Annotated in this window: 18 protein-coding genes; 8 read left to right on the top strand and 10 right to left on the bottom strand. The window is 66.7% G+C overall.

What is annotated here, in order from left to right; translation table 11 throughout:
• Positions 1-15: 15 nt before the first annotated feature.
• The gene (locus D106_RS0102780; RefSeq protein WP_018879123.1) at positions 16-1188 is read right to left on the bottom strand and encodes a cupin domain-containing protein; all 1173 of its coding nucleotides are present in this window, start codon (positions 1186-1188) and stop codon (positions 16-18) included.
• A gap of 11 nt (positions 1189-1199) precedes the next feature.
• Positions 1200-2567 (bottom strand): adenylosuccinate lyase, encoded by a 1368-nt coding sequence (gene purB, locus D106_RS0102775; RefSeq protein ID WP_018879122.1) that lies wholly within the window; start codon positions 2565-2567, stop codon positions 1200-1202.
• A 118-nt stretch (positions 2568-2685) separates the two neighbouring features.
• Between purB and D106_RS0102770 the strand changes: the two genes are divergently transcribed.
• A complete protein-coding gene (locus tag D106_RS0102770; protein WP_026280393.1) occupies positions 2686-4065 on the top strand; it encodes a lyase family protein in 1380 nt (459 codons plus the stop codon).
• Between the two features lie 21 nt (positions 4066-4086).
• On the opposite strand, the gene D106_RS0102765 is transcribed toward D106_RS0102770, so the two are convergent.
• The 7 genes from D106_RS0102765 to D106_RS0102735 form a co-directional block, all read right to left on the bottom strand.
• Positions 4087-6036: a bifunctional diguanylate cyclase/phosphodiesterase gene (locus D106_RS0102765; RefSeq protein ID WP_018879121.1), complete on the bottom strand. Its 1950-nt coding sequence runs from the start codon at positions 6034-6036 to the stop codon at positions 4087-4089.
• Between the two features lie 29 nt (positions 6037-6065).
• Positions 6066-6905 carry an HDOD domain-containing protein gene (locus tag D106_RS0102760; protein WP_018879120.1) on the bottom strand — a complete coding sequence of 280 codons (840 nt, stop codon included), beginning with the start codon at positions 6903-6905 and terminating at the stop codon, positions 6066-6068.
• A complete protein-coding gene (locus D106_RS0102755; RefSeq protein WP_018875491.1) occupies positions 6905-7234 on the bottom strand; it encodes a hypothetical protein in 330 nt (109 codons plus the stop codon). The genes D106_RS0102760 and D106_RS0102755 overlap by 1 nt, the downstream gene beginning before the upstream one ends.
• A 66-nt stretch (positions 7235-7300) precedes the next feature.
• Positions 7301-10054, bottom strand: a complete 2754-nt coding sequence (gene acnA, locus D106_RS0102750) for an aconitate hydratase AcnA (protein WP_018879119.1) — start codon at positions 10052-10054, stop codon at positions 7301-7303.
• 16 nt (positions 10055-10070) lie between these two features.
• Positions 10071-10700: a high frequency lysogenization protein HflD gene (gene hflD, locus D106_RS0102745; protein ID WP_018866334.1), complete on the bottom strand. Its 630-nt coding sequence runs from the start codon at positions 10698-10700 to the stop codon at positions 10071-10073.
• A 78-nt stretch (positions 10701-10778) separates the two neighbouring features.
• Positions 10779-11906, bottom strand: coding sequence for a tRNA 2-thiouridine(34) synthase MnmA (mnmA, locus tag D106_RS0102740; RefSeq protein WP_018879118.1), 1128 nt, complete (start codon positions 11904-11906; stop codon positions 10779-10781).
• A complete protein-coding gene (locus tag D106_RS0102735) occupies positions 11903-12364 on the bottom strand; it encodes an NUDIX domain-containing protein (RefSeq protein ID WP_026280220.1) in 462 nt (153 codons plus the stop codon). The genes mnmA and D106_RS0102735 overlap by 4 nt, the downstream gene beginning before the upstream one ends.
• A gap of 155 nt (positions 12365-12519) precedes the next feature.
• Between D106_RS0102735 and icd the strand changes: the two genes are divergently transcribed.
• From icd to clpA, 3 genes are all read left to right on the top strand, one after another.
• A complete protein-coding gene (icd, locus tag D106_RS0102730; protein ID WP_018879117.1) occupies positions 12520-13776 on the top strand; it encodes an NADP-dependent isocitrate dehydrogenase in 1257 nt (418 codons plus the stop codon).
• Between the two features lie 111 nt (positions 13777-13887).
• A complete protein-coding gene (gene clpS / locus D106_RS0102725) occupies positions 13888-14214 on the top strand; it encodes an ATP-dependent Clp protease adapter ClpS (protein WP_018140091.1) in 327 nt (108 codons plus the stop codon).
• Positions 14215-14219: 5 nt separating this feature from the next.
• Entirely contained in the window at positions 14220-16490 is a 2271-nt protein-coding gene (gene clpA / locus D106_RS0102720; RefSeq protein WP_018866329.1) for an ATP-dependent Clp protease ATP-binding subunit ClpA, read from the top strand.
• 90 nt (positions 16491-16580) lie between these two features.
• On the opposite strand, the gene infA is transcribed toward clpA, so the two are convergent.
• Entirely contained in the window at positions 16581-16799 is a 219-nt protein-coding gene (gene infA / locus D106_RS0102715; RefSeq protein WP_012982660.1) for a translation initiation factor IF-1, read from the bottom strand.
• A 210-nt stretch (positions 16800-17009) separates the two neighbouring features.
• Between infA and fabD the strand changes: the two genes are divergently transcribed.
• The 4 genes from fabD to fabF all read left to right on the top strand — a co-directional run bounded on the left by fabD (position 17010) and on the right by fabF (position 20473).
• The gene (gene fabD, locus D106_RS0102710; RefSeq protein ID WP_081620044.1) at positions 17010-17960 is read left to right on the top strand and encodes an ACP S-malonyltransferase; all 951 of its coding nucleotides are present in this window, start codon (positions 17010-17012) and stop codon (positions 17958-17960) included.
• Positions 17961-18017: 57 nt separating this feature from the next.
• Entirely contained in the window at positions 18018-18755 is a 738-nt protein-coding gene (fabG, locus tag D106_RS0102705) for a 3-oxoacyl-ACP reductase FabG (RefSeq protein ID WP_018866327.1), read from the top strand.
• A gap of 128 nt (positions 18756-18883) precedes the next feature.
• Positions 18884-19123 carry an acyl carrier protein gene (gene acpP / locus D106_RS0102700; RefSeq protein WP_017941560.1) on the top strand — a complete coding sequence of 80 codons (240 nt, stop codon included), beginning with the start codon at positions 18884-18886 and terminating at the stop codon, positions 19121-19123.
• A gap of 129 nt (positions 19124-19252) precedes the next feature.
• Positions 19253-20473, top strand: coding sequence for a beta-ketoacyl-ACP synthase II (gene fabF, locus D106_RS0102695; RefSeq protein ID WP_018879115.1), 1221 nt, complete (start codon positions 19253-19255; stop codon positions 20471-20473).
• Positions 20474-20484 lie beyond the last annotated feature (11 nt).

Genomic DNA, 20484 nt, shown 5'->3' with positions numbered 1-20484 from the left:
ACACCGTACAGGCGGCTACTCGGCGGGCGTCTCCGGGGCGATCCAGCCCGCCTCGAGCCCGTCCGCCAGGATCTGGCGGATCGCGGGGATCGCCTCCTCCCATTCCGCGACGCTGAGCGTCTCCGCGCGGCAGAACGTCTCCAGGACCTCAGGCGCGACGAGCTGTGCGGGATAGTCATTGCCACCGACGCACAGGACCGGGCCGTCGGGGCCCTGGAACCACGCGCGGCGGATACCGGGGTGGAGGACAAAGCGTTCCGCAACCCCGGCACGGGCCGCGATCCCGGGGTCTTCCGGAGCGAGCTCGATGTTCCCGGCGGGGCGGGTCAGGAACCGGCCGAGATAGGCGTCCAGGTCGTGGTCCTCCCCGGCGAGCAGGGCGCGCAGGGCCTCGCGCAGTTCCCCTCGATCCGCGGAGGGGAGTTCGGCGGGGCAGGTGGCCGGGTGACGCCCCGGATCCTCGAAGCGGGCCTGATCCCCGATCACGTTCGCGCGCTCCTCGAGAAAGCCGGTCAGGACGTCGAGGATGGTCGGGGCGCGAAAACCGACCGACCAGGTCATGCACTGCGCATCCAGGGACAGGCCGTAATGCGGCAGACCGGGCGGCAGATAGAGCAGGTCGCCGGGGCCCAGCTCCCAGGTCTCGCTCGGGTGGAACTCGCGCAGGATGGCGAGCGGCAGGTCGTCGTGGCAATCCAGCGATCCCGGTGGGTCCTGGATCTGCCAGCGGCGGCGTCCTGCCGCCTGGAACAGGAACACATCGTACTGGTCCACATGCGGCCCGACGGAGCCCCCGGGCGGGGCATAGGAGATCATCAGGTCGTCCCGGCGCCAGCGCGGGATGAAGTCGAAACGGGCGAGGAAGTCCGACCCGCCGGGCCAGAAGCGTTCCACGTCGGTGATCAGCAGGGTCCAGTCGCGCGCGGGCAGCTGCCCCAGGTGCTCGGCGTCGAAGGGGCCGTACTCCACGTCCCAGTCCTGGCGGTCGACATGCCCGCGGACGATACGGCTGGCGGCATCCGGATCAGTCGCCAGGCCGGCCAGATCATCGGGCTCGATGGGATTCTCGAAACCCGGGACCGCATTGCGCACGAGCAGCGGGCGTTGCTGCCAGTAGTCGCGCAGAAACTCGGCGGGCGTGAGCCCGCCGAGCAGGACCAGCGGTTGGTTCGGATCCGGGGCCACCATGGCGCGCGGGATCAGAGGTCGCGCGCGAGTTTCTCGGCGATGCCGGTGTAGGTGCCCGGCGTCAGCTCGCGCAGGCGCGCGCGGGCCTCTTCCGGGATCTCGAGGCCGTCGATGAAGGCCGCCAGGGCCTCGGGCGTAATGCGCTGCCCGCGGGTCAGTTCCTTGAGCTTCTCGTAGGGCGACTCAATGCCGTAGCGACGCATCACCGTCTGGACCGCCTCGCCCAGGACCTCCCAGTTCTGGTCCAGGTCTTCCGCCAGGCGGCCGGGCTCGATCTCCAGCTTCCCGAGGCCGCGATCGAAGGCCTTGTAGGCGATCAGCGACCAGGCGAACGCCAGGCCGATATTGCGCAGCACGGTGGAGTCGGTCAGATCGCGCTGGAAACGTGATACCGGCAGCTTGCCCGCGAGGTGATCGAACAGGGCATTGGCCAGGCCGAGGTTACCCTCGGCGTTCTCGAAGTCGATCGGGTTGACCTTGTGCGGCATGGTCGAGGAGCCGACTTCGCCGGCCACGACCTTCTGCTTGAAGTAGCCCAGCGAGATATAGCCCCAGATGTCACGCGACGCATCCAGCAGGATGGTGTTCGCGCGCATGAAGCCGTGGAACAGCTCGGCGAGGAAGTCATGCGGCTCGATCTGGGTGGTGTGGGTATTCGGTTCCAGCCCCAGGCCCTCGATCATTCGCCGCGACAGGGCCGGCCAGTCGACCTCCGGGTAGGCCACGTTGTGGGCATTGAAGTTGCCGACCGCGCCGTTGATCTTGCCGCGGCAGGCGACGGCGGCGATCTCGTCGCGCTGGCGCTCCAGACGCGCGACCACGTTGGCCAGTTCCTTGCCCATGGTGGTGGGGGAGGCCGGCTGGCCGTGGGTGCGCGCGAGCATCGGTTGTTCGGCGAAGCGTTCGGCAAGCGTGCGCAGGGGGGCGAGCACGCTGTCCAGGGCCGGCAGCATCACCTGGTCGCGGGCCTCGCGGACCATCACGCCGTAGGCGAGGTTGTTGATGTCCTCGGAGGTGCAGGCGAAGTGCACGAACTCGATCTGGCTCTGCAGGTCGGCGCGGTCCGCCATCTGTTCCTTGATGTAGTACTCGATCGCCTTTACGTCGTGGTTGGTGGTCGCCTCGATCTCCTTCACCCGGGCGCCCGCGACCTCGTCGAAGCCGAAGGCGATCTCATCGAGGAAGGCACCCGCCGCGTCGGTCAAGGCCGGCACCTCGGGGATAGCCGACTCGGCGGCCAGGGCCTTGAGCCAGGCGATCTCCACGCGCACGCGGGCCTGCATCAGGCCCTGTTCGGAGAAGTAGGGCGCCAGGTCGCGGGTATGGCGCGCGTAGCGGCCGTCGACAGGGCTGATCGCAGTCAGGGGGCTCGGGGACATGGGCATTCCGGGGTCGGGTTCGAGTCAGGCGGCGCAGTATACTAAGGCGTTCAGTTGCAATACAGCATCGCGCCGGGGAGACCCCGGTTACCGGCGCGGACCCAACCAGGAGAACGGCATGTCGAAGCCCGCAATGCGTCAGGAACAGGACAGTCTCGGACCGGTGGCGGTCCCGGAACAGGCCCTGTGGGGCGCCCAGACCCAGCGTGCGGTGGACAACTTCCAGATCGCCGGACGCCCATTGCCGGCGGCCTTCATTCGTGCACTGGCGCAGACCAAGGCGGCCTGTGCCGAAGCCAATCAGGCGCTGGAGCAGCTGCCGGCGGAGGTGGCCGGGGTCATTGTCGCGGCCGCCGAGACCATCGCCAGTGGCGAACATGCGGATGCCTTCCCGGTGGATGTCTACCAGACCGGATCGGGCACCAGTACCAACATGAACATGAACGAGGTGATCGCGCGCCTGGCCTCCAGCGAGGCCCTGCCGATCCACCCCAATGACCACGTGAACCGTTCCCAGAGCTCGAACGACGTGATCCCGACCGCGTTGCACGTGGCGGCATCGACCCAGCTGGAACAGGAACTGATCCCGGCGCTGCGTCACCTGATCGCCACCATCGCGCGGCGCGAGGGCGAACTGACCGCGATCGTGAAGACCGGGCGCACCCACCTGATGGACGCGATGCCGGTGCGCATGAGCCAGGAGTTGTCTGGCTGGCGCACGCAGCTGGAGCTGGATGTCGAACGCCTGCGCGCGACCCGCGACCGGGTAAACCGGCTGGCGATCGGTGGCACCGCGGTGGGTACGGGGATCAATGCCCCGGCTGCGTTCGGCGAGCGTGTGGCACAGCGCCTGGCGGAACGCACTGGCATTGCCTTCGAGCGCGAATCCAACGGGTTCGCGGGGCTCGCCAGCCAGGACACGGCGGTGGAACTGTCGGGGCAGCTGCGCACCACGGCCACCAGCCTGATCAAGATCGCCAACGACCTGCGCTGGATGAACTCCGGTCCGCTGGCGGGGCTGGGCGAGATCGCGCTGCCGGCCCTGCAACCGGGCAGCTCGATCATGCCGGGCAAGGTGAATCCGGTGATCCCGGAGGGCGTCATCATGGCCGCGCAGCAGGTGATCGGTCTGGATGCGGCGATCGCGGCCGCCGGGCAGGGCGGCAATTTCCAGTTGAACGTGGGATTGCCGATGATCGCCGACAATCTGCTGAATCAGACGGGCCTGCTGGCGCGTGCGGCCGGGCATCTGGCGGACCGCGCCATCGCGGGGTTCACCGTGAACGAGGCGGTCGTGCGCGCCGCCCTGGACCGCAACCCCATCCTGGTGACGGCGCTGAACGCGGAGATTGGCTACGAGGCCGGTGCGCGTATCGCCAAGGAGGCCTACGCGACCGGGCGGCCCATCGTCGAGGTGGCGGCGGAACACACTGACATCCCGCGCGAGCGCCTGCAGGCCCTGCTGGACCCCGCGAACCTGACCGGCCCGTCAGAATAGGTCGCGGGGCAAAGGAGGGCGTCAGGCGGTCGCGAGCGGGAGTGCCACGCCTGGCTGGAGCAGCTCGCGGAAGTCGGCAAACGGGACGGGGTGCGAGTAGAAGTAGCCCTGGGCCGTGTGGCAGTCGAGGTCCTGCAGGATCTGCGCCTGGCGCTCGGTCTCCACGCCTTCGGCGATCACGTCGAGCCCCAGGGTGCGGGCCATCAGCACGATCGCGCGCACGATCTGCGCATGCTCCTCGCCGTGGTCGAGATCCTTCACGAAGGAGCGGTCGATCTTCAGGGTATCGGCCGGCAACTGCTTGAGCTGCATCAGCGAGGCGTTGCCGGTGCCGAAGTCGTCGACGGCCAGGGACATGCCGACCTGGCGCAGGCGCTGGAAGACGCGCGCGGCACCCTTGGGGTCATCCATGATGCTGGTCTCGGTGAGCTCCAGCTCGATGCAGCGGGTGGGGATGCCGGCCTCGCGGATGATGCGATGGAAGCCGCCGGCCAGATCCGGCTGGCGCAGCTGGCGGGCGGAGACATTGATCGCGACCCGCGGGAGCTCGTCCTCCCCCATGCGCAGGGATTGCAGGTCGCGGCAGACCTGACGCAGCACCCATTCCCCGATCTCCTCGATCAGGGTCATGTCCTCGGCCAGTTCGATGAAGTGGCCGGGCGGCAGCAGGCCCAGCTTCGGGTGCTGCCAGCGGATCAGGGCCTCGGCGCCGATGACCCGGCCGGTCGCGAGCTCCACCTTGGGCTGGTAGTGCAGCACCAGTTGCTCATTGGCAATGGCCTGGCCCAGCTCGTTTTCCAGCTCGAAGTGACGGAAGGTGCGGGCGTTGAGGTCCTGGGTATAGAAGCGGAACCCGTTGCGCCCGCGCTGCTTGGCCTCGTACATCGCGGCATCCGCGTTGCCCAGCAGGGTGTCCGCGTCCTCGCCGTCGTAGGGGTACACCGCGATACCACAGGACACGCTGCTGACCACCGGCTGATCGAAGATCTGGCGCTCGGTTGCCGTCTTGCGGACGACGTCGGTGACCAGGCGGACGATACCCTCCAGCCCCTGGCTGTCCTCCACGAGGATGCCGAACTCGTCGCCGCCCAGGCGCGACAGGGTGGTGCGCAGGTGGCGACCGGAACGCTCGCGCGCATGGTCCAGCAGTTCGGAGAGGTCCTGCGCGACCTTGCGGATCAGCTCGTCGCCGGCGCGATGGCCGAGGGAGTCATTGGTGCGCTTGAAATTGTCGAGGTCCAGCAGGATCAGCGCCACGTGACCGGCGGCGCCGGCATGGCGCTCCATGGCCTGTGACAGGCGGTCGCTGAACAGCATGCGATTGGGCAGGTTGGTCAGCGAGTCGTGCGACATGTGGTGCAGCAGTTCGCGCGACTGGCGCTCGGTGATCCGCTGCAGGGCCTTCTGGCGCCGATCCATCATCTGGAACAGGTCGGCGCTCTCGAGGGCATAGGCGGTATTGAAGAGCACCATGGTCAGGGTCGACAGGATCATCTCGTACCGCTGCAGCTCCGACTGCCGGAAGCGGGCGACGAACATCCCCCGAATCCGGGTGCGCGTGGAGATCACGTGGAGCATGACGCTCTCGCCGTCGACCGGCGAGGGGAGGCAGACCGGGTGATTCTGATGCAGCGCCCAGGAGAACTGCCCGTCGCGGATCAGCTGTTCCACGGTGTCCGCGAGGTCCGGCTCCAGCTCCTCCGGGCGCTCCTGGTAGGCGAGATTGAAGGAGCAGTCGTTGTCCAGCACGTAGACCGCCATGTCCTGTGCCGGGAGGAGCCGGCGGATGGACTCGATGCTGTTCTGGATGATCAGCTCGGGGCTGCGGTTGCGGTCGGTGTCGCCAAAGATCGCCGTGGTCGAGGCGAGCACGTCCATCGCGTAGGCGTTGGCCTCCAGGGCCTCCTCGAGGAAACGGATGCGCTCATGGAGGGCATTGACCTCCTCGGGCGTGCGATACGATGGGCTCATGCAACAGCGTCCTTTGCCTGCATACGGGCTCAGTCGAGGAGGATCGCCTGCATCTGGTCCAGATGCTTGCGGGCGTGGCCGATGATGTCTTCATAGACCGGCATCTCCAGGCCGATCCGGTCGAAGGTCTCGGGGCTTACCGGGGGCACGAAGCGCTCGCCGGACGATCCCAGGCGCAACGAATTCGCGATGCTGTCGGCGACGTGCACGATCGCGGTTTCCACCGGGAAGGCGCGCGCATCCTCCGGGGCATGGTGGTAGCGCGTGGCCTCCACCTGGGCCGGGGCCATGCCCCATTCCTCCAGCAGGGCGGAGCCGATGGCGGCATGATCGAAGCCGAGCAGCTCGCGTTCGGCCTCGAACAGCAGGCACTGCTCGCGTTCGCGGATGTTGATCAGCTCCTCGGTGCGGGTGCCCAGGCGCAGGAACAGCAGCAGCCGCCCCAGATCGTGCATGATGCCGTAGAGGTACAGTCGTTCGATGTTGGCCTCGCGGCGGAACCGTGCGATGGAGCGACTGAGCACGCCGACCGCGATGCTGTGGCGCCAGAACGACTCCATGTCGACGCCGATGACCGGCAATCCACGGAAATGCTCAATGACGATTGTCGACAGCACGATCTGGCGCATCTGCTGCAGGCCGATGATGGAGACCGCGCGGTGCAGGGTGTCGATGGGCTCGGGAAAGCCGTACAGCGAGGAGTTCGCCATGCGCAGCGTCTTCGCGGCGATGGTGGGGTCCAGCTCCACTGCCTCGGTGATCCCGGCGACGTTGGCCGTGGGATCGCTAAGACGGGTGAAGATCGTGTTGTAACTGCCGGAAAAGCTGCACAGCGAGTCGTCCTGCTCGAGGAACTCGGCGACGGTCATCATGCACCTCGGGACCGGTGCCCGCGTCGCATCAGCTCATCCAGCAACTGCTCACGGGCGAGCTGGTGGAACCCGTCCATGGGGTGGGCGTTCACGTCACAGTGGCGGAAGCGCTCGGACAGGATGGTATCGGCCTGTTCCTCCATCTCCGGCGTGGGCCGAGTTTCGGGCGGGAGCTCCACAGGCTCGTCCTGACCATCATTGGCCGCTGCCTGCTCGTCCTCGACCACCTCGACCGTGCTGATACCCCAGGACAGCAGCACGCGGATCTGCTTGTCCTGCAGCACCATGCCGGCGGGGATCAGGAGACGGCCGGAGCGGTCATGCACGGCGGTCGCCAGTGTCTGACCGGACTGTATTGCCTCCGTGGAGATCCGTCGTCCCATGCCGAAACCTTATGCGGAACCCGCGAGCTGGCGCAACACGTAGGGCAGGATGCCGCCGTGGCGGAAGTAGTCCACCTCCTGCGGGGTATCCAGGCGTACACGCACGGTGAAGGTGCTGCGCTGACCGTCGTCGTCCACCGCGGTCACCGTCGCCTCGCGGGCCTCGCCGTTCTCCACGCCGGTGATGCTGTAGGTCTCGTGCCCGGTCAGTCCGTGGCTGGCCGCGTTCTCGCCGGGCAGGAACTGCAGCGGGAGGACACCCATGCCCACCAGGTTGGAGCGGTGGATGCGCTCGAAGCTCTCGACGATCACCGCCTTGACTCCCAGTAGCAGGGTCCCCTTGGCGGCCCAGTCGCGCGAGGAGCCGGTCCCGTATTCCTGACCGGCGATCACGATCAGCGGGGTGTCCTCTTCCTGGTAGCGCATGGCGGCGTCATAGATCGACATCTGCTCGCCATCCGGCAGGTGCTGTGTGACGCCGCCCTGGGTGCCCGGGGCCAGCAGGTTGCGCAAGCGCACGTTGGCGAAGGTGCCGCGCATCATCACCTCGTGGTTGCCGCGCCGCGAGCCATAGGAATTGAAGTCCGCGGGCTTTACGCCCTTGGATTCCAGGTACTTCCCGGCGGGGCTGTCCTTGGCGATCGATCCGGCCGGGGAGATGTGGTCGGTGGTGACCGAGTCGCCCAGCAGGGCCAGCACGCGCGCACCCTGGATGTCGTGCCAGGGCATCGGGGTCATGCCCATGCCCTTGAAGTAGGGCGGATTGCGGACGTAGGTGGAGTCCTCCTGCCACTCGAAACGCTCGCCCTTGGGGGCCTCCAGGTTGCGCCAGCGCTCCTCGCCGGAGTAGAGATCCCCGTAGGCACTGGTAAAGCTGCCGGCGCCGACGTGGCTGGCGACGGCCTCGCGCACCTCGTCGGTGGTCGGCCAGATGTCCTTCAGGTAGACCGGCGCGCCCTCGGCGTTCTCGCCGATGGGATCGTTGTACAGGTCGATATTGCTGCGCCCGGCCAGGGCGTAGGCGACCACCAGGGGCGGCGAGGCGAGGAAGTTCATCTGCACCTCGGAATGGATGCGCCCCTCGAAGTTGCGGTTGCCGGAGAGCACCGAGCTGACGATCAGGTCGTCCTTGATGATGGCCTCGGAGATCGGCTCGGGCAGCGGGCCCGAGTTGCCGATGCAGGTGGTGCAGCCATAGCCGACCACGTGAAAGCCAAGGGCCTCCAGATCGGTCAGCAGGCCGGACTTCTCCAGGTAGTCGGTGACCACGCGCGAGCCGGGGGCCAGCGAGGTCTTCACCCAGGGCTTGACCTGCAGCCCCGCCTCGCGCGCCTTGCGCGCGACCAGGCCGGCACCCAGCATCACCGACGGGTTGGAGGTGTTGGTGCAGGAGGTGATCGCCGCGATCACGATGTCGCCGTGATCCAGCGTGAAGGTCTCGCCGTCCATCTCGATGGCGGTGTGATGGGGTTCCTCCGCCTGGTGTTCCACGCCCACGGCGGTATGCCCGCCCTCGGCCGCGAAGCGCTCGGCCTCGGCCGGTTCGTCGGCGCCGCTCTCGCGCTCCTTCAGCATGGTGTCCAGATGGCGGCTGATGGTGGCGCCGGCCTGGCTCAGCGGGATGCGGTCCTGCGGGCGCTTGGGCCCGGCGAGGCTGGGTTCGACCGTGGACAGGTCCAGCTCCAGCATGTCGCTGTAGCGGGCGATCGGGGCGCTGTCGTCACGCCACAGCCCCTGGGCCTTGGCATAGGCCTCGATGAATTCGATATGGCCGGCGTCACGCCCGGTCAGGCGCAGGTAGTTCAGGGTCTCGTCGTCGATCGGGAAGATGCCGCAGGTGGCGCCGTACTCCGGCGCCATGTTGGCGATGGTGGCGCGATCGGCCAGGGGCAGATCGGCGAGGCCGTCGCCAAAGAACTCGACGAACTTCCCGACCACGCCCTTCTTGCGCAGCATCTCGACGATCACCAGCACCAGGTCGGTCGCGGTGGCGCCCTCGGCCAGCTTGCCGGTCAGGCGGAAGCCGACGACCTGCGGGATCAGCATGGAGATCGGCTGGCCGAGCATCGCGGCCTCGGCCTCGATGCCGCCCACGCCCCAGCCGAGTACGCCGAGGCCGTTGATCATGGTGGTGTGGGAGTCGGTACCGACCAGGGTATCCGGGTAGGCCATGCAGCCCCCCTCGGCCTGGTCGTCCACGAACACCGTACGGGCCAGGTATTCGAGGTTCACCTGGTGGACGATGCCGGTGTCCGGCGGCACGACCTTGAAGGTATCAAAGGCCTGCTGGCCCCACTTGAGGAAGCTGTAGCGCTCGCGGTTGCGGGAGTATTCCAGCTCCGCGTTCAGGTTCATCGCGTTGGCGTTGCCGTGGGCATCCACCTGGACCGAGTGGTCGATCACCAGCTCCGCCGGCTGCAGCGGGGTGATCTTTTTCGGATCGCCGCCGAGGGCCTCCATCGCGTCGCGCATCGCGGCGAGGTCGACCACCGCCGGCACGCCGGTGAAGTCCTGCAGCAGCACGCGGGCCGGTCGGAAGGCGATCTCCTGGGCCGGCTCGGCCTTCGGGTCCCAGTCCAGCAGGGCCTCGATGTCGGCACGCCGGACGGTGCGCTCGTCCTCGAAGCGCAGCAGGTTTTCCAGGAGCACCTTGAGGGCGAAGGGGAGATCCTTCGCGCGGGCGTCATCGGTGATCGGCACGTAACGGCAGTCGAGGCCGCCAGCGGACAGGGCTTGGGTGTTCTTCGGGTCGGCGTGGCTCATGATGCGTCTTCCGCGTTCAGGTATTGAGTCGATTGAGGATGTGGTTCGCTTCGCGAATCAGCCGCTTGCGGCCAAAAAGCAGTTTCCAGCGCGATCCGCCGGCCTGGCGCCAGAGGACCGCGGCCCGGATTCCTGCCAGCAGCAACGCACGAATGCGCGCGGCGGTCTCCGGGTTGGAGAGGTTGTTCTGTTCCCCCTGCACGATGATGCGCGGGCCGAGTTCGGAGATGGTCTCCTTGTAGATCTCGGCGAGCCGCGCGATCACGCTCTCGTGGGTGATGTGAAAGTAGTCGATCTGGCGTTGCGCGCCCTGCAGACCGTCGGTCAGCGTCTGCAGCATATCGTCGCGTTTTTGCAGCTTGCGCTCGAGGAAGATCAAGCCGATCGCGTAGCGGGTGATCTCCATGTCCGGCGGCTTGCTGCCGTTTTGCAGCTGGCTCTCGATGCGTTCCAGGCCGCTCTTCAGGCTGACGGCCTCGCGGTAGACCGCTTCCGGTGTCTCGGCATCGAAGGCAAACAGGCTGCCGATCAGGACCTCGAACTCGTATTCGTCGCAGCTGCCGCGCCAGGCCAGATCCTTGACCAGGCTGGCGCACTGGAAGAGGGCGGCAAGCGCCAGCGTGCGGTTGTGATCGGAGCGGTCCAAGCCAGTTCATTCCTTGGTGGGTCGGGGGCGGGGCGCCAGGCAGGGCTCACTATACCGGAAGTGACCCGGCGGACTCACTCAGGGAGACGCGGATTGAATGGCGCCTGCGTGGTGGTCCAGCGTGGTCCGGGTCGCGATCACCGCGCCGCCCAGGCAGACATCACCGCGGTAGAAGGCGATGGACTGCCCGGGGGTGGCGGCGCGCTGCGAGCTGTCGAACACCACTGTGGCGCCCGTCGGCGCAAGCGCCTCGATGCGGCAGTCCTGCAGGGGCTGGCGGTGGCGCAGTCGGGCCCGGAGCGGCTCGTCCGGGGCAGGCACATCGTGGATCCAGTGGACCGGCTCGGTGACAAGCGTCGGGCTCATCAGTCGCGGATGCTGCGGGTCCTGGGCGACGACCAGGGCGTTGTGCTCGAGATCCTTATCGACCACATACCACGGGGCCTCGGCGAAACCGTCGACCCCGCCAATGCCGAGACCCTGGCGCTGGCCGAGGGTATAGAACATCAGGCCCTGGTGGTAGCCGACGATCTGACCCTCCGGGGTGCGCATCTCGCCCTGGGTGGCGTTCAGGTACTGCGCGAGGAAGTCGCGGAAGCGCCGCTCGCCAATAAAGCAGATCCCCGTGGAGTCCTTGCGGGCGTGGTTCGGCAGACCCAGTTCGCGGGCCCGCACCCGGACCTGGTCCTTCGGGATATCCCCCAGCGGGAACAGGGCCGGGCGCAACTGCTCCTGAGTCAGGGTATGCAGGAAGTAGGTCTGGTCCTTGTTCGAGTCGGCCGCCATGCACAGCTCGCTGAAGTCCGCATGATGGCGGACCCGCGCGTAGTGACCGGTGGCGATCCAGCGGGCGCCCAGCTCGCGCGCGTGGTCGAGGAAGGAACGGAACTTGATCTCGCGGTTGCAGAGGATGTCCGGGTTGGGGGTGCGCCCGGCCTCGTATTCGTGGAGGAACTGGGCGAACACCCGCTGGCGGTAGTCCTCGGCGAAGTTCGCCTTGTGCAGGGGGATCTCGAGACAATCCGCGACCTCGCGGGCCATCGCGTAGTCGGCCTCGGCGGCGCAGTATTCGGCGTCGTCGTCATCCTCCCAGTTCTTCATGAACAGGCCTTCGACGCGATAGCCGGCCTCCAGCAGGCGGCTGGCGGCGACGGCGGAGTCGACGCCCCCGGAGAGGCCGATGATGACGCGCTCGCCGCCGCTCATGGCGCGACCGCCCGAACCAGCCCGCCGACCGCCGCGAGCGGGAGGCGCGGGCCAGCCTGGTAGCGATGGATGCTGCGCATCACCAGGGGGCTGCGCAGGGGCCAGTCGCGTTCGGCCGCCTCGGGTGTCAGCCAGTGCAGGGCATGGATCGCCGGGTCTCGCGGGCCGGGCGAAGGCAGGGGCGTGGTCGAGCCACAGAAGCTGGTGCGCAGGATGACGGCGCCGCTGGCCAGTTCCAGGAGGTCGCAGCCGAGGGTGGCCTCGGGGGTGAACGCGAGGGAGGTCTCCTCGCGGACCTCGCGCACGACCGCCTCGATGAGGTCTTCGCGGGCATCCAGGTGCCCGGCCGGCTGGTTCAGGACCCGGCGCCCGCCGTCGGTCTCCTCGACGAACAGGAACCGGCCTTCGCGCTCGATCACGGCGGCCACGGTGATGTGACAGGGGAGGCGTTCGGTCATGCGGCGGATGATAACGCAGGCACAGGCGCACACGACCATGACGGAACGTCGATTTCACTCGCTCCGGGCCCCCGGAGATGGCGTTTGGGCATGTATAATCGAGGCATACCCGATTGACCGATCCATTGATCTCGATTTCCGTACAAGGAGTTGGCATGGCCTATCAGCACATTCAGGTCCCGGAGAAGGGCGAACGCATCACCGTCGACGAGCAGGGGAAGCTGCAGGTGCCGGATCATCCGGTGATCCCCTATATCGAGGGTGACGGCATCGGGGTCGATATCACCCCGGTGATGCGCCGGGTGACCGATGCGGCCGTGGAGAAGGCCTACGGCGGGAAGAAGGCGATCGAGTGGATGGAGGTCTATGCCGGCGAGAAGGCAACCAGGGTCTACGACGATGATTCGGGCCTTCCGGACGAGACCCTGGAGGCGGTGAAGGATTACCGCGTGTCCATCAAGGGCCCGCTGACCACGCCGGTCGGTGGCGGTTTCCGCTCCCTGAACGTGGCGCTGCGCCAGAAGCTGGATCTGTTTGTCTGTCTGCGCCCGGTGCGCTACTACGACGGCACCCCGAGTCCGCTGAAGGCTCCGGAAAAGACCGACATGGTGATCTTTCGCGAGAACTCGGAGGACATCTACGCCGGCATTGAATTCGAGTCCGGCACGCCGGAAGCGAAAAAGGTCATCGACTTCCTGCAGGGCGAGATGGGCGTGACCCAGATCCGCTTCCCTGATACCGCCGGCATCGGCGTGAAGCCGGTCTCCAGCGAAGGCACCAAGCGCCTGGTGCGCAAGGCCATCGAGTACGCGATCGACAACGACCGCCCGTCGGTGACGCTGGTGCACAAGGGCAACATCATGAAATTCACCGAGGGCTCCTTCAAGGCCTGGGGCTACGAGCTGGCGCGCGAGGAGTTCGGTGCGAAGGACCTGGACGGCGGCCCGTGGCAGACCTTCAAGAACCCGAAGACCGGCCGCGACATCGTGATCAAGGACGTGATCGCGGATGCCTTCCTGCAGCAGATCCTGCTGCGCCCGGAGGACTACTCGGTGATCGCCACGCTGAACCTGAACGGTGACTACATCTCGGATGCGCTGGCCGCGCAGGTGGGTGGCATCGGCATCGCCCCGGGTGCGAACCTGTCCGACACCACCGCGATGTTCGAGGCCACCCACGGCACGGCGCCGAAGTATGCCGGCCAGGACAAGGTGAACCCCGGCTCGCTGATCCTGTCTGCCGAGATGATGCTGCGGCATCTGGGCTGGCCCGAGGCGGCGGACCTGGTGGTCAAGGGCATGGGCGGCGCGATCAGCGCCGGCGAGGTGACCTACGACTTCGCGCGGCTGATGGATAACGTCGAGCCGATTGCCTGCTCGGCCTTTGGCGAGGCGATGATCAAGCACATGTGACGGGACGGGTCGGTGGTCGGAGTGTCCGTAAGGGCACTTGGCCTCGGCCAGGAACCATTCGAGGATGGAGACGACCCAAACGAGTAACCGCTGAAGGCGCGAGTTCGACCGATGAGTGATGACAAGCCCCAAAACCCCGATCGAGACGACTCGGTAACGGTCGAAGAATCGAGGCCGGAGCTCAAGCCACCGCGACAGTACAAGGTGGTCCTGCTCAACGACGATTTCACGCCCATGGAGTTCGTGATCGAGGTACTGGAGACCTTCTTCAGCATGGATCGCGAAAAGGCCACCCGGGTGATGCTGCACGTGCACACGCGCGGCAAGGGAGTATGCGGCATCTTTACCCGGGATGTGGCCGAGACCAAGGTGGCGCAGGTGAACGACTACGCCCGCAGCCATCAGCACCCACTGCTTTGCTCGATGGAGGAGGCCTGACTCCCATGCTCGACAAGGAACTCGAATTCAGCCTGAACATGGTCTTCAAGGAGGCCCGCGAAAAACGTCACGAGTTCGTGACCGTTGAGCATCTGCTGATGGCGCTGGCGCAGAATCCCAGCGCGGCCACGGTGCTGCGGGCCTGCGGGGGCGATCTCGATCGCATCCGCGACGAGCTGGAGGCCTATATCGACGAGAACACGCCGCGCATCCCGCCGAACGATTCGCGCGAGACGCAGCCGACGTTGGGCTTCCAGCGCGTGCTGCAGCGGGCCGTGTTCCATGTGCAGTCCAGCGGACGCAAGGAGGTCTCCGGCGCCAACGTCCTGGTGGCCCTGTTCGGCGAACAGGACAGCCAGGCGCTGTACGTGCTGGGGCAGCAGAACATCTCGCGCCTGGATGTCGTCAACTTCATCTCGCACGGGATCTCCAAGGTGGGCGAGGACGAACTCGGGGCGCAGCCCAACCCGAACGAGTCCCAGGCCGAGCCGGTGGAGGGCGAGCGCGAGGAAAAGACCAACGCGCTGCAGCTCTACGCCACCAACCTCAACGACAAGGCGCGCAAGGACGAGATCGACCCGCTGATCGGGCGCGATCACGAGATCGAGCGCACTATCCAGATCCTCTGCCGCCGGCGGAAGAACAACCCGCTGCTGGTCGGAGAGGCCGGGGTCGGCAAGACCGCCATTGCCGAGGGTCTGGCGCGGCGCATCGTCGACGAACAGGTGCCCGAGGCGATCGAATCCGCGACCGTCTATGCCCTGGACTTGGGGGCGCTGGTCGCCGGGACCAAATACCGCGGCGACTTCGAGAAGCGCCTTAAGGGCGTTCTGGCCCAGCTCAAGAAGGAGCCGGGTGCGGTGCTGTTCATCGACGAGATCCACACCATCATCGGGGCTGGCGCGGCCTCCGGCGGGGTGATGGATGCCTCCAACCTGATCAAGCCGATGCTCGCCTCGGGCGAGCTGAAGTGCATCGGCTCCACGACCTACCAGGAGTACCGCGGCATCTTCGAGAAGGATCGTGCCCTGGCGCGGCGTTTCCAGAAGATCGAGGTGCCCGAGCCGACGGTCGACGAGACCGAGCAGATCCTGCGCGGTCTGAAGTCCCGTTTCGAGCTGCACCACAACGTACGGTTTACCAAGCCGGCGCTGCGGGCGGCGGCGGAGCTGGCCGACCGTTACATCACCGACCGCTTCCTGCCGGACAAGGCGATCGACCTGATCGACGAGGCCGGGGCCAGCCGCCAGCTGCAGCCGGCCAGCCAGCGCAAGAAGACCATCGGTGTGCAGGATATCGAGAGTATCGTGGCGAAGATCGCGCGCATCCCGCCGAAGTCGGTTTCCAGCTCCGACAAGGAGACCCTGCGCAACCTCGACCGCAACCTGAAGATGACCGTGTTTGGCCAGGACGAGGCGATCGGCACCCTGGCGACAGCCATCAAGATGGCACGCTCCGGTCTGGGCGACATGGACAAGCCGATCGGCTCGTTCCTGTTTGCCGGGCCGACGGGGGTCGGCAAGACCGAGGTCACCCGTCAGCTGGCGCAGCAGATGGGCATCCACCTGGCGCGGTTCGACATGTCCGAGTATATGGAGCGCCACACGGTCTCCCGCCTGATCGGGGCACCGCCCGGCTATGTGGGGTATGACGAGGGCGGGCTGCTCACTGACGCCATCCTGAAGCATCCGCATTCCGTGCTGCTGCTGGACGAGATCGAGAAGGCTCACCCGGACGTCTTCAATGTGCTCCTGCAGGTCATGGACCACGGCACGCTGACGGATGCCAACGGACGCGAGGTGGACTTCCGCAATGTGATCCTGGTGATGACCACCAACGCCGGTGCCGAGCAGGCCAGCCGCCCGTCGGTGGGCTTTACCCAGCAGGACCACTCCAGCGATGCGATGGAGGCGATCAAGCGGACCTTTACGCCGGAGTTCCGCAACCGGCTGGATGCGACCATCCAGTTCGGGCCGCTGGACGAGGCGACCATCCTCAATGTGGTCGACAAGTTCCTGACTCAGCTGCAGGCCCAGCTCGACGAGAAGAAGGTCCACCTGACGGTGGAGCCGGACGCCCGGGCCTGGCTGGCCGAGCATGGCTACGACGTCAAGATGGGTGCGCGACCGATGGCCCGCACCCTGCAGGAGCACATCAAGAAGCCGCTGGCCGACGAGCTGCTGTTCGGCCGTCTGGCGCACGGCGGCGAGGTGGTGGTCCGACTGGGCGAGTCCGGGCTGGAGCTGGATATCCAGGAGACGGCCGTGTCGTCCTGATGCGGCGTGCTGGCATAACCGGGCCCGCGCAAGGGCCCGCAAATGAAGAAGCCCCGGTCCTGCCGGGGCTTCTTCGTTGGAGAGGCGAACTTACTTGTTGCGGTAGACGATGCGACCCTTGGTCAGGTCATAGGGCGTCATCTGCACGATCACCTTGTCGCCGCGCAGGATCCGGATGTAATGCTTGCGCATCTTGCCGGAGATGTGCGCCGTGATCGTGTGCCCATTTTCGAGCTCCACCCGGAAGGTGGTGTTCGGGAGCGTCTCGACGACGGTACCCTCCAGCTCGATTTCGTCTTCCTTCGCCATACAGTTCCTCTCGTATTGAATCAAGGTGGCGACATTATCCGGATGCACCAGCGGAACACAAGTCATGGCGCGCCTCGCAGGGCCGGTCCACGGCGTGGATGGACGGGGCGACGGCCTCGGTGCAGGTGCGGGACGAGTCGGACGCCGCGTTTGCCGCCATTTCCCTGACCGCCTACACTACGCGCGCTTTCACGCGCGAGACCATTGCGAATGACAACTTCTTGGGCAGCCGTTTTTCCCGGCCAGGGGTCCCAGTCCACCGGCATGCTGGCCGACCTGGGCGACGACCATGCCATTGTCCGTGACACCTTTCAGGAGGCGTCGGACTGCCTTGACGCCGATCTCTGGAGCCTGTGCCAGCACGGCCCGGTCGAGCAGCTGAACCAGACCGAATGGACCCAGCCGGTGATGCTGGCCGCGGGGGTTGCCGCCTGGCGCCTGCTGAGCGAGCAGACCCCCGCGCGCCCGCAGGCCGTTGCTGGTCACAGCCTGGGCGAGTACAGCGCCCTGGTGGCCGCGGGCGTGCTGCGCTTCCCCGATGCGGTACGGCTGGTCGCGGAACGCGCCCGGGCGATGCAGGCGGCGGTCCCGGAAGGCGAGGGCGCGATGGCCGCGATCCTCGGGCTCGACGATGCCGCGGTGCAGACCCTTTGCAGCGAGCATGCCGGGGGCGAGGTATTGGAGGCGGTCAATCTGAACGCCCCGGGCCAGGTGGTCATCGCGGGTAATGCCGCGGCGGTGGACCTTGCGGTGGGGGCGGCGAAGGACGCCGGCGCCAAGCGCGCCCTGAAGCTTCCGGTCTCGGTTCCCTCGCACTGCGCCTTGATGCGGCCGGCGGCCGAGCGCCTGCAGGCTGCGCTTGACAGCACCAGCTTCAGCTCGCCGAGCATCCCGGTCTGGCAGAATGTGACGGCCGCGCCGGCGGATTCGGCGGAGACCATCAAGGAGAACCTGGCCGCGCAGCTGTACCGGCCCGTACGCTGGGTCGAGACCATTCGCGGTCTGCGCGAGCAGGGCGTGGCGGTGCAGGTCGAGTGCGGGCCCGGGCGCGTGCTGACCGGACTGGCCAAGCGCATCGACCGGGATCTGGAATTGTTCGATGTCGCCGATCGCGACACGCTGAACGCCACCCTGGAACGCCTGGGGTCGGACGCATCCTGAGCGCGCTCGCGCCGCCGCGGTTCGCGACTCCCTCTCACATGAAGCAAAGGCACAACCATGTCTGACAGCAAACGTGTAGCCCTGGTAACCGGCGCCAGCCGCGGCATTGGCGCCGCCATCGCCCGGCGTCTGGCCGAGCAGGGCCTGCAGGTGGTAGGCACCGCCACCAGTGACGCCGGCGCCGAGCGGATCACCGAGGCCCTGAAGGAATGGGGCGGCCGCGGCATCGCCATGGACGTCACCGACGCCGATTCCGTCGCCGCCGGCCTGCAGGCGATCCAGGCGCAGGAAGGCCCGATCGAGGTGCTGGTGAACAACGCCGGCATTACCCGCGACAACCTCTTCATGCGCATGAAGGACGAGGAGTGGGATGCGATCATCGACACCAACCTCTCCGCCGCCGTGCGCCTGACCCAGCGCCTGCTGAAGGGCATGATGAAGCTGCGCCGCGGCCGTATCATCCTGATCGGGTCGGTGGTCGGCTCCACCGGCAACGCGGGACAGACCAACTATGCGGCGGCCAAGGCGGGCCTGGCCGGGTTTGCCCGGTCGCTGGCGCGCGAGGTCGGCAGCCGCAGTATCACGGTGAACACGGTCGCCCCCGGGTTCATCGATACCGACATGACCCGCGAGCTGGGCGATGACACGAAAGCGGCCCTGCTGGGCCAGATCCCGCTGGGGCGCCTCGGCGCGCCGGAGGAGATCGCCGCGGCGGTGGGTTTCCTCGCGTCCGAGGAGGCCGGTTACATCACCGGCGAGACCCTGCACGTGAACGGCGGGATGTTCATGCATTGATCACGGCGGGCAGGCCGCGTGCCGCCCGCATGGCCCGCTGCACGGATCGCTAGATCGCGGCGGGGCTTTTCTCTAGAATGGCGGACCTTTCAACGAAGCCGCCTCACACCGAAGGGGATTTCTGAACCATGAGTAGCATTGAAGAACGCGTCAAGAAGATCGTTGTCGAGCAACTGGGAGTCAAGGAAGAGGACGTGACCAACGCCGCCGCTTTCGTTGACGACCTGGGTGCGGACTCGCTGGACACGGTGGAACTGGTGATGGCGCTCGAAGAAGAATTCGAGACCGAGATCCCCGACGAGCAGGCGGAAAAGATCACCACCGTGCAGCAGGCGATCGACTATATCAACGAGCACATGAAGGACTGATCCGACGCCTCCGGGCGCCGGTCAGGACGACGCGAACGGGCCTTCCTGCGCGCAGGGCGGCCCTTCGTCGTTTCGCTGAACGCGTATTTCAGTCTTTCGAGGAGAACATCATTGGCTAAGCGACGTGTCGTGATTACCGGACTGGGGATCGTGTCCCCGGTCGGATCCACTATCGACAAGGCCTGGAGCAACATCAAGGCCGGCAAGAGCGGCATTTCCCCCATCGATGTCTTCGATGCCTCGGACATGCCGGTGAAGATCTCCGGCGCCGTTCGGGATTTCGAGGCCAATGATTACGTCTCGACGAAAGATCAGAAAAAGATGGACACCTTCGTCCTCTACGGGCTGGCCGCGGGGCTTCAGGCCCTGGACGACTCCGGACTGGAGGTGACCGAGGAGAACGCCGAACGGATCGGGGTCGCGATCGGCTCCGGAATCGGCGGTCTGCCGTATATCGAACGTTCCTACGGGGCATACCTGAAGGGCGGGGCGCGCAAGATCTCGCCGTTCTTCGTGCCCAGTGCGATCATCAATATGGTGGCCGGCAATCTGTCCATCATGCGCAACCTGCAGGGCCCGAACATCTCCATCGTCTCGGCCTGTGCCACCGGGACCCACAACATCGGCGACGCGGCGCGCATGATCGCCTACGGCGACGCCGATGCGATGGTGGCCGGCGGGGCCGAGATGGCGACCACGCCGCTGGGCATCGGCGGCTTTGCCGCGGCTCGCGCGCTGTCCACCCGCAACGATGATCCGGAACGCGCTTCCCGCCCCTGGGACCAGGATCGTGACGGCTTCGTGCTCAGCGATGGTGCTGGCGTGATGATGCTGGAAGAGTACGAGCATGCGAAGGCTCGCGGGGCGAACATCTACTGCGAGGTCGCGGGGTTCGCCTGGAACGCTGATGCCCACCACATGACGCAGCCCATCCAGGATGGCTCCGGCGCCGCCAAGTGCATGCACCGGGCGCTGAAGGATGCCGGCGTGAATCCGGAAGAGGTCGGGTATATCAACGCGCACGGGACCTCGACGCCGGCGGGCGACCTGGCGGAGACCCAGGGGCTGAAGAAGGCCTTCGGCGACCATGCCTACAAGCTTCTGGTGAACTCCACCAAGTCGATGACCGGCCACCTGCTGGGGGCCGCCGGCGGGATCGAGGGCGTTTTCACGGCGCTGGCCCTGCGCGATCAGGTGTCGCCGCCGACCATCAACCTGGAAAACCCGAGCGAAGGCTGCGATCTGGACTATGTGGCCAACGAAGCGCGCGAGATGAACACCAAGGTCGGCCTGTCCAACTCCTTCGGGTTCGGCGGCACCAACGGCACGCTGGTGTTCCGCAGCATCTGACGCTGCGGCGC

Origin of the sequence: Thioalkalivibrio sp. ALE9 (genome assembly GCF_000377445.1) — a bacterium.
Taxonomy (GTDB): Bacteria; Pseudomonadota; Gammaproteobacteria; order Ectothiorhodospirales; family Ectothiorhodospiraceae; genus Thioalkalivibrio.
The sequence above is the reverse complement of the archived record's forward strand: the minus strand, read 5'-3'. Positions and strand labels throughout refer to the sequence as shown.